The organism is Sphingomonas bacterium (genome assembly GCF_903644135.1).
GTDB lineage: Bacteria > Pseudomonadota > Alphaproteobacteria > Sphingomonadales > Sphingomonadaceae > Sphingomonas.
In genome coordinates this window covers 1-2,795 of sequence record NZ_CAHJXA010000351.1, presented here as the reverse complement: position 1 = coordinate 2,795, position 2,795 = coordinate 1, and the positions used below count along the sequence as shown (strand labels likewise).

The 2,795-nt window shown below is 68.4% G+C and carries 4 protein-coding genes; all 4 read right to left on the bottom strand.

Annotation, left to right across the window (positions count from 1 at the left end):
• Nucleotides 1–411 (bottom strand): chorismate synthase (locus HUU96_RS14315; protein ID WP_174293415.1); only part of this gene is annotated, 411 nt, incomplete at its 3' end.
• Nucleotides 412–421: 10 nt separating this feature from the next.
• Complete coding sequence (gene fabI / locus HUU96_RS14310) at nt 422–1,225, bottom strand: enoyl-ACP reductase FabI (protein WP_302480249.1); 804 nt, start codon at nt 1,223–1,225, stop codon at nt 422–424.
• Between the two features lie 8 nt (nt 1,226–1,233).
• Nucleotides 1,234–2,199 carry a YihY/virulence factor BrkB family protein gene (locus HUU96_RS14305; RefSeq protein ID WP_174293413.1) on the bottom strand — a complete coding sequence of 322 codons (966 nt, stop codon included), beginning with the start codon at nt 2,197–2,199 and terminating at the stop codon, nt 1,234–1,236.
• Between the two features lie 5 nt (nt 2,200–2,204).
• Nucleotides 2,205–2,795, bottom strand: a 591-nt coding sequence (locus HUU96_RS14300; RefSeq protein WP_302480248.1) for a DnaJ C-terminal domain-containing protein, incomplete at its 5' end; no start/stop codon positions are given.

The following is a 2,795-nucleotide window of genomic DNA, read 5'->3' as shown; positions in this document are numbered from 1 at the left end:
CGCCGCCACGCGGCTGGCGGTCTCGCGCGCCGACGCACGCCCGCCGCCGCGCGGATCGCGGCGGCCATATTTGGCGTCATAGGCATAGTCCGCATGGCCGGGGCGATAGGCCTGCGCGACCTCGGCATAGTCCTTCGATCGCTGGTCGACATTCTCGATCATCAGGCTGATCGGCGTGCCGGTGGTGCGGCCCTCGAACACGCCGGAGAGGATGCGGACCAGGTCGGGCTCGCGCCGCTGCGTGGTAAAGCGGCTGGTGCCGGGGCGGCGCTTGTCGAGCCAGGGCTGGATGTCGCTCTCCGCCAGTGCGATGCCCGGCGGACAGCCATCGACCACCGCGCCGATCGCCGGCCCATGCGACTCGCCCCAGGTGGTGAAGCGGAAGAGATGGCCGAAGCTGTTGACGCTCACGCGGCGGCCATCACGCCAGCGCGATGTCCGGCGCGTCCTCCGCCTTCATGCCGATGACGTTGTAGCCGGCGTCGACATGGTGGATCTCGCCGGTCACTCCGCTCGCCAGGTCACTCAGCAGGTAAAGCCCGGCCCCGCCGACATCCTCGATCGTCACGTTGCGGCGCATCGGCGAGTTGAGCTGGTTCCACTTCATGATGTAGTTGAAATCGCCGATGCCGCGCGCCGCCAGCGTCTGGATCGGGCCTGCCGAGATGGCGTTCACGCGGATGTTCTCGGGGCCGAGGTCCATCGCCAGATACTTGACGCTCGCCTCCAGCGCCGCCTTGGCGACGCCCATCACGTTGTAGTGCGGCACGACCTTCTCCGCGCCATAATAAGTCAGCGTCAACAGGCTGCCGCCCTCGGGCATCATCGCCCGCGCGCGCTTGGCGACGGCGACGAAGCTGTAGGCGGAGACGTTCATGGTCATGAGGAAATTGTCGAGGCTGGTGTCGCAGAACTTGCCGCGCAGCTCGTTCTTGTCGGAGAAGCCGATCGCATGGACGACGAAGTCGATCGTCGGCCAGCCATGCGCCAGCGTCGTGAACGCTGCGTCGAGCTTCGCCATGTCCGACACGTCGCAATCGATCACCACGTCGGAGCCCAGCTGCCCGGCGAGCGGCCGCACCCGCTTCTCCATCGCCTCGCCCTGATAGGTGAAGGCGAGTTCTGCGCCATGGTCGTGGAGGTGCTTGGCGATGCCCCACGCCAGCGACTTCTCGTTGGCGAGTCCCATGATGAGGCCCCGTTTACCCGCCATCAACCCCGTCACGTGCCGTCCTACCCTCTCGTTGTCGCGGCCCCCTGTAGCGCCACCTCGGGCGGTTCCGCCAGTGCTGCATTGAGATGCGCCCCGAAACAGAAGCCGAGCCCGATCAGGTAGAAGAACAACAGCATGACGACGACGCCCGCCAGGCTGCCATAGGTTAGGTCATAGCCGCCAAGCTGGCCGAGCACGACCGGCAGCAGCGCGGTGCAGCTGACCCACCAGACCGCGGTGAACAGCGCGCCCGGCCATTTGCGGCTGCTCGAGTGGCGGTATTTGGACGGCGTGCAGAAATAGAACAGCGCGTAGAGGGCACCGAACATGATCAGCCCCGGGATCAGCCGCGACAGGCCGATCCACCCCGCCGCATCGCGCGCGAACGGCAGCAGGTGATAGATGAACTGCTCGGCCGCGGTCAGCAGCCCCTGCACCAGGAACGACAGCAAAGCGAGCAGCACCGAGGCGATGATCGCCGCCGAGGTGCCCAGCTTGGAGCGCCACAGCGCCGCGGTGCTCTTGGTGCCGTAGGCGCGGCGGAAGATGTCCTTGATGGTGTCGACGAAGCTCGACACCGTCCACAGCCCGACCAGCCCGCCCAGCCAGAGCAGCGAGCCGGTACGCGCCTGCAACACGTCGTGGATCGGCTTCTCGAGCAGCTTGGCGACATCGGGCGGCAGGACGTGGAGGAAGGACGATACCGCCTGCTGGGTCTCGGCGCTCTGTCCCAGCAGCGACAGTACCGCGGCGGCGGTGATGAAGAACGGGAACAGCGTCATCAGCGCGAGATAGGCAAGGTTGCCGGCATAGATGAAGCCGTTGTCGTAGACGCCGGAGCCGGCGCGCTTGACGATCTCGAAGAACGCGCTGCCTGGCTTCACGCGGGCATATTCGCGGCTGAGCACGGTGCGCGCGCGGCCGGGATGCTTGGCGCGGTCCTCGGGCGTGAGGGCGGGGGCTTCGGGAAGGGCGGTATCTGTCACGCGGCTCAGACGCCCAGCGCCGCCCTGGGGTTCCCGCCGTCGCGCCCCGCCCAGCTTTCGACGAAGCTCGCCAGTGCCGCGTCACCGGCCGGCACCTGCACCATCAGCGTCACCAACTGGTCGCCGCGTGCGCCATCGGAGCCGCCGCCTTTGTGGTGAAAACCCTTGCCCTTGAGGCGCAGGGTACGTCCCGACGACGTGCCCGCGGGGATGGTCAGCATCACCGGCTTCTCGACCGTCGGCACGCGCACCTGGCCACCCAGCACGGCCTCGGCGAGACTGATCGGCAGGTCGAGCCGGACGTCGTCGCCCTCGCGGGTGAAGAAACGGTGCGGCTGGACCTCGACCGTCACCGTCGCGTCGCCTGCCCCGCCCGGGCCGGGCTCGCCCTTGCCGGCAAGGCGCATCTGGGTGCCGTCCTCGACCCCGGCCGGCAGCTTGAGGTCGATCGGGGTGCCGTCGCCCAGCGTCACGCGCTGCGGGTTGAGGGTCGCCGCGTCGACGAACGGTACCTGGAGGCGATAGGCCACGTTCGCGCCCTTGGCCGCGGCCCGCCGGCCACCGCCGCCGAACGCGCTGGCAAAGCCGCCGCCGCC